This window comes from Pseudostreptobacillus sp. (assembly GCF_977040545.1).
The window spans coordinates 1-6,623 of record NZ_CDRRBS010000068.1 but is presented as its reverse complement, the minus strand read 5'-3'; the positions used below and the strand labels follow the sequence as shown (position 1 = coordinate 6,623).

The window sequence follows — 6,623 nt, the reverse complement described above, 5'->3', positions numbered from 1 at the left end:
CAAACTGGATGGAAAAAATTAAAATAGTTTGTTGGTACATTTTAATTTTTATTAATTATTTAAAGAAACTTTCAAATATAGTAATTATTGATACATTGAAGAAATCAATGAACAATGCTCCAACCAATGGAATAACAAAGAAAGATACTTTTGAATAAATATATTTTTCAGTAACAGATTTCATATTTGCAATACCATTTGGTGTAGCTCCTAATCCAAAACCTGCATGTCCTGAAACCATAACAGCTGCATCATAATCTCCACCCATAACTTTAAATGTTACAAATTTTAAATAGAAGAATATTAATATAACCTGTGCTATTAATAAGATGATTACTGGTACAGCTAAATCAATTAATTGCCATAATTTTAATGACATTAATGCCATTGCTAAGAATAAGTTTAATGAAACATCTTCAATAACACTAATTTCATGAATTGGTGCTTGTAATTTTTCAGATATATCAAATATATTTCTCATAATAGCTGCAATAATCATTGGTCCAATATAAACTGGTAAACTTAATACTGGAAATAATTGTTTTAAAAGTATTGATAAATAAGAACCAATTCCCATAGCGATTAAAATATAAAAGAATGCATAAGAAAATTTTTCACCATTTAAAATAGTTTTTTCTTCTTTTCTAACATTTTCATCTATATCTTTTTCTTCAAAACGAGCATCTTTTCTTTCATTTATAATTTCATTTGGTAATAAATTATATTTTTTTATAAGACTATCAGCAATAGGACCACCTATCATAGAACCTGCGATAAGACCAAATGTAGCAGAAGCAATAGCGATTGTACTTGCAGTTTCGGCTCCTTTAAATCCTAAAGCTTCAACAGTAGGTGCAATAGCTGCCGCAGTTCCGTGGCCTCCAGTCATAGGAGTTGATCCAGTCATTAGTGCTAATAGTGGATGTAAACCTACAAAAGGACCCAACCCAACAGCAACTAAATTTTGTAAAATAAGAAGTCCAACAGCAACAGCTAAAAATGTAAAGACTTTTTTACCACCTTTTTTTAAAACTTGTAAACTTGCATTAAATCCTACACTTGTAAAGAACATTACCATAAAAAATTGTTGTAATGTAGTATCAAATTTGATTTCTAAAAAATTACTTTGTTTAAAAATAAAAGTAACAATAGCAAATAAAAATCCACCTATTACTGGGGCTGGAATACAATATTTTTCAAAAAATCTAATTCTCTTTCTTAAAGCTCTACCAATTATAAGTAGAATAACAGCTAATCCAATAGCTTGTATCATGTCTAATTCTAATTCCAATGTAATAATTCCTCACTTTCTATATATTTAAGTTATCTATGAAAGTATTATACAATAAAAAATAAAAAAATCAATAAAAAAATATATAATAATATAAAATTAATAAAAAAGAGGAAAATGAATGAGTTTATAAAATTATCCAAATAGAATTTTACAATAAAGTTAGAGTAAAATTAAAAGGAACTACCACTTATCAAATAAGATGTAATTCCTTAAATTATTGTCCAGTTTTTTTGTGCATGTTATGTAAATATTTTCTCTCTTTTGTTTATAATAATAACTATTTTTTTATAATTTCAATATATTTTATATTCATATTATGTTTAGATAAAAATAAATGTTCAAATTCAGTTTTGATATTATGCTCTACTAAATTAGTAGAATATAAATCATCTGTATTATAAACTATGTCATAATTATTAGAATTCTTAATTAATTCTAATGTATCTAAGTAGTAATTTAAATGATCTGTTTTGAAAAAAATTTTTCCGTTCTTTTTTAATACAATATCAAGATCTTCAAGAAGTTTTTCACTTAAAATTCTTTTATGTTCTTCACCTTCCCAAGGATCAGGAAAATTTATATATAAACCAGAAAGTTCATTTTCTCCAATAAATTCAGTTAATCTATTAACCATTTTCTTTAAAAATACAAGGTTTTTAAGACTTAGTTTTTCTGCTTTTTTTGCAGCTTGTATTAATCTTTTAAATCTAATCTCTACACCTAAATAATTATTATTAGGGTTAAGATTTGCAAGAGTAGAAGTAAAGTTTGCGCTCCCACTTCCTATTTCTAAATAAAGATCATTAGTATTTTTAAATAAATTTTTACTCCAATTCCCTTTTGTTGATAATATTATTTCTGAATCATATATTAAATGATTAGGATAATTAGGCATTTCAAACATGTATTTATTATAATTTTTTTTAGGTTTGTTAAAAAAGTATTGCCATAATTCTTTTTCTTTCATTATTTAATATATTCCTTAACTAAATCTTCTATTTTAAATTCATCAACTATTCTTTTTATAATTTCATCTCTAACTTCTAAAACTTTTTGATTAAGCATAGAATTACCTACGTTTTGGAATAATTCTTCTTGTGAATAATTTTTTACAGCATCAAAGTTATTTTTAGAAATTTCTTGCATAGTATCAAGAACGTCTTTATTGCTAACAACTGCTTTTTCTTCGATTAATTTATTTAAATAATAATTTAAACGAGCATCTTTTTTTAATAAGTCTATATCTTCCTCAAACTCGTTGAAAAAGTTATCTTGTTTTGCATTTTCATTTAAAACAGATATTAAAAGTATTGCTTTAATTAAGTTAGGATCACCTTTTGTAAATAGGATATCTTCTTTTGAAAGAGAAACATTATCTCCCATTTCATTCATTAATTTTTTTACTAAATCTTCAAATAATCCTTCATTAACTTGAGTTGTTAATCTTTCTAATATATAGTTACGTGCTTGTTCGAAATTCATGTTATTTTCTTCAAATATTTTTTTATTATTGTTATATTCTTCTATAACAAGATTTTCATTAACCATAACTCTTGGTTCTACTTTTTTTCTCATATAAAGATCAAGTATTAAATTTTGTTCATTAAACCAAATGTTTTTTAAATCTTCTTCATTAAATTTGAAATTTAAACTTTCATTGTATAATGCTTTAGATACAAGATTTAATTTTATTGCATTTTCATCTTTAGATAAATTTGTAAGTTCTTTTTCTGATAATTTTAATTCCATTTTATATATCCTTTCAATTTTATTATAAAAAAAAATGGTGACTAGGAAGGGACTCGAACCCTTATGGTTTCCCGGCAGATTTTGAGTCTGCTGCGTCTACCGATTTCGCCACCCAGCCAACTATATTATTTTATCATAAAAAAAGCAAAAAATCAAGAAGTTAAAAAGATTAAAATAAAATTAAAAAAATCTTGATTTATTTTTAATAAAGTTGTATAATTAGTTTGAAGGAGGGGAAAATGAAAATAATTGAACAAACAAATAGAACTATTGTTTTTGAGAAATTTAGCGATGAAAAATATAATATCTTAACTTTAATAGGTGATGTAGAAAATATAGAAAGTTTAGATGATGAAGTTATATCTGAAATTAACGATAAACTTGTAGTTGGAAGTTTTGAAGAATTTTTATTAAAGTTTGAACCGAAGATATATAGTTTCATGGATGTTGAAAATAAGAAAATTTCATATACTTTAGAGAAAGATATAAGATTGCCGGATAATTTATATAATGAAATTCCAATAAATTTAGAAAATTCATTTATAAAAATGTTGATAACTCTTATAGAAAATAGAAAAAGTATTGATTTAAAAAATATTGATTTTAAATTCGAAGATATATTAGATATGCTTTCTCCAAGAAGAGTAATAGCTGATATTAAACAGTTAAGAAAAGATATAAATTATCTGTATAATAAATACGAAAAATTATCGGACTCGAATCCTAAAAAATTAGATTTAGGAGATCAATTAAATGATAAATTTTATCAAGCATCTAAAAATTATAATAATATTCTTGCTATGTTACCACTTGCAATAGAAGATACTAAAACAAAATTATCTATAGGAGAGGAGAGAAGTTCACAAACTATTCAAAATATTAAGGCGGGTTTAATTGAGTTTAGCAACGATGGAAGACTTGAATTTATAGAAGTAAAGAATGATGAACATGAATTAGCATTAGTAAATGACACAAGAAATGAACTTGTAGAGATATTTAAAGAAGATTATAATCAAAATTCAAAGTGTCCTAATAAATATATTAGTGATTTAATTTGTAGGACATTTGTTCCTATGAATTTAGTTGAAGAGATTGACTTTAAAAAAGAGGTTGATAATTATAATAATTATTTAGAATTGTATAAGCAAGCTCAAGATGATTTTGTTAAACAAGCAAAATCACTTATAGAAAAAGTACTAGCTATAAAAGTATATTTCGATCAATTTGACAGTAATATAGAAATGAAACCTAAGTTATTAATAACGAACATAGAAAACTATATTTTATCAGAAGCAAAAAATTTAGAAAAATTAGATAAATTTTTAAATACGGTTAATACTAAAAATGAATTTAGTAATACAATATGGTTTGCAACAATAACGGATATAGATATGCATGAATCAAAACCAATACAACATAAAAAATTATTTGCAAGTAATGATGGATTAAATCAAAAAAATTCACATTCATTAGAAACAGTAATACCAATAATAGAAATACTTGCAAATTATAAAATAGAGGTGTTTATAAGTTTTGAAAAAAATGAAGAAACAACTTTTGAAAATTTATCTACATTTGGTATAGGAAAATATAAAGAGAAAACTAGAATTCTAGAAAATAAAAAATATTCAGAATATGTAATACCAGTGATACCTAATTTTACAATAATTCCTAAGGATAAATCAGGAATAAAAATAGATAATAAAGTTGAGTTTAATAATGAGATTGTTAATTTTTCTGAAGATAAAGATTCTATGGTTGAATTTTTTATTAATGGTATATATATAGATTCTGCTTTTGTTGCAGCAGCAGTAGTAGGTTCATATCAGTCACCGATTCAATTGAAAAAGAGATTTAAAAATGTGAATATTAATAATCCAGGAGTAAGGTTTAATATAGAGCTAGATGACAACGCATATATTTTACCAACTAGTTTACCACGTGAGATTTCCGGGTTTACATCTAGAATTAAAGAAGATATCAATTTGAATAATTATGGATTTGTATTTGCATCAGAAGCTGGTCATGTAGCAGGCAATAAAATAACTAATGTTACAGTGTATAAAGCTAGAAATTTATCTAAGAGTAGTTTAGGGGGTTATGAGGGGATATATAAAACACAAACAACAACCTATATAGAAAGAGTATTGAGATATACAACAAATGATTTTAAAAATGATAAATTGAACCACTTCTTCTCTAATAGTCCAACTAGTCAAAAAACTTTATGGATTAAAGAAGCTGGTGAGGTTAATTCTATATTAAATAAAGGAGATGATATATCACATTTAATAGATGAAATAAATAATACTTGTCAATTAAATTTGAGTTTTGCGGGTGAAGTTAAGAATTTGAAAATTGAAATCAATAAAAATAATTAGGAGGGTATAAATGGGGTTTAGAGTTAGTTTAAAAAGTAGTAATGATGAAATTTTATTAGAGAAAGAAAATGTTACAAATATAAGGTTTATTTCAGATACTAAAGACGATAATAATGCAAGATCTACTGATATTAATGTAGGTGTAGAAGTAGAAGGAAAGATAATAGCACCACTTGGTGGAGAAAATAGTGAAGATGATACACGAAAATTATTATTATGGTCTTTAGTTAGTGCTGAAGAATTAGATGCTTATAGAAGTCTTGTTATTGAAGTAGTATTAGCAGGAAATGTAGTAAGAAAATACAATATGCCTAATATTTTTGTAGTAGATTATGAAGAGGTCTATGATGATAAAATTGGTAATGGTAAATTTAATTTAAAATTAAAGCAAAAAAAAGAAAAAATCAAAGATATAACAGTAGATGGTGGCTATCAATATAGTCAAAATTAATAGGAGTATAATATGAAAGAAATATATAGTAGAGTTCCTAAATTTTTAAGTAATACTATACTTAGAAGTTTAGATTTGAAAGAGATTAATAGAAATATATATAATGCTTCGTATTTAGAATTTTTAGAAGAAGAGACAGGTATAATTACTGGACTTGAAGTAACAACTGATGGTAGTCAAATTTATGTTTCAGAAGGTATATATAAATATATGGATGAAATAATATTTTTAGATACGACATTATCAATAAAAATACCTAATGAAGAAAAGGAATATTCTTTAAATATATGTACCAAATTACTAGATGAAGAATATTCTGTATCAAAAAAAATATATCTTAGTTTTAAAGAAAAAGGTTTTGAACTTTCAAAATTTAATCTTAGAAATGGTGCAACTTTACAAAATTCAAATTATGATATATCAAGATTTGAATATAGATATAATACTATAAATACAGAAGAAACTATGTATTCGAAAACAGGTATAAATCCTAAAATATTAAGGATATGGTCTAGTAAAATGTTGAAGTTATCTAAATTAAAAGCTTTTGATAAATGTGTAGCATATTTATGCGAGATATCTAGTATTAATAAATCGTTATTAATAAAATATTTAGTGGATAAGTTAGATATAGAATTAAAAGATTATACAAATACTGAAATTATATCTTTTCTTTATGAAATATTAGATAAAGAAATTAAAGAAGAAGAAAAAGAAGAATTTAATTTTGAAACAATAAAGGTTGATT

At 24.2% G+C, this 6,623-nt stretch carries 6 protein-coding genes and 1 tRNA gene; 3 read left to right on the top strand and 4 right to left on the bottom strand.

Features of this window, described 5'->3' with window-relative positions:
* Window positions 1–55: 55 nt before the first annotated feature.
* The 4 genes from gltS to ACWYO2_RS04415 form a co-directional block, all read right to left on the bottom strand.
* A complete protein-coding gene (gene gltS / locus ACWYO2_RS04430; RefSeq protein WP_455515287.1) occupies window positions 56–1,273 on the bottom strand; it encodes a sodium/glutamate symporter in 1,218 nt (405 codons plus the stop codon).
* 298 nt (window positions 1,274–1,571) lie between these two features.
* Window positions 1,572–2,261: a tRNA (guanosine(46)-N7)-methyltransferase TrmB gene (trmB, locus tag ACWYO2_RS04425; protein ID WP_455515286.1), complete on the bottom strand. Its 690-nt coding sequence runs from the start codon at window positions 2,259–2,261 to the stop codon at window positions 1,572–1,574.
* The gene (locus tag ACWYO2_RS04420; protein WP_455515285.1) at window positions 2,261–3,043 is read right to left on the bottom strand and encodes a hypothetical protein; all 783 of its coding nucleotides are present in this window, start codon (window positions 3,041–3,043) and stop codon (window positions 2,261–2,263) included. Before ACWYO2_RS04420 ends, trmB begins: the two co-directional genes overlap by 1 nt.
* Window positions 3,044–3,078: 35 nt before the next feature.
* Window positions 3,079–3,161, bottom strand: a tRNA-Leu gene (locus ACWYO2_RS04415).
* A 121-nt stretch (window positions 3,162–3,282) separates the two neighbouring features.
* Here ACWYO2_RS04415 and ACWYO2_RS04410 point away from each other — a divergent pair.
* From ACWYO2_RS04410 to ACWYO2_RS04400, 3 genes are all read left to right on the top strand, one after another.
* Window positions 3,283–5,424 carry a transcriptional regulator gene (locus ACWYO2_RS04410; protein WP_455515284.1) on the top strand — a complete coding sequence of 714 codons (2,142 nt, stop codon included), beginning with the start codon at window positions 3,283–3,285 and terminating at the stop codon, window positions 5,422–5,424.
* A gap of 10 nt (window positions 5,425–5,434) precedes the next feature.
* Complete coding sequence (locus ACWYO2_RS04405; RefSeq protein WP_455515283.1) at window positions 5,435–5,875, top strand: hypothetical protein; 441 nt, start codon at window positions 5,435–5,437, stop codon at window positions 5,873–5,875.
* A gap of 12 nt (window positions 5,876–5,887) precedes the next feature.
* A partial coding sequence (locus ACWYO2_RS04400) for a hypothetical protein (RefSeq protein WP_455515282.1) occupies window positions 5,888–6,623 on the top strand: 736 nt, incomplete at its 3' end.

Bases quoted from the DNA above. Each gene is read 5' to 3' on its own strand.
- gltS (WP_455515287.1), bottom strand. From the start codon at position 1,273: ATGATACAAGCTATTGGATTAGCTGTTATTCTACTTATAATTGGTAGA.
- trmB (WP_455515286.1), bottom strand. From the start codon at position 2,261: ATGAAAGAAAAAGAATTATGGCAATACTTTTTTAACAAACCTAAAAAA.
- ACWYO2_RS04420 (WP_455515285.1), bottom strand. From the start codon at position 3,043: ATGGAATTAAAATTATCAGAAAAAGAACTTACAAATTTATCTAAAGAT.
- ACWYO2_RS04410 (WP_455515284.1), top strand. From the start codon at position 3,283: ATGAAAATAATTGAACAAACAAATAGAACTATTGTTTTTGAGAAATTT.
- ACWYO2_RS04405 (WP_455515283.1), top strand. From the start codon at position 5,435: ATGGGGTTTAGAGTTAGTTTAAAAAGTAGTAATGATGAAATTTTATTA.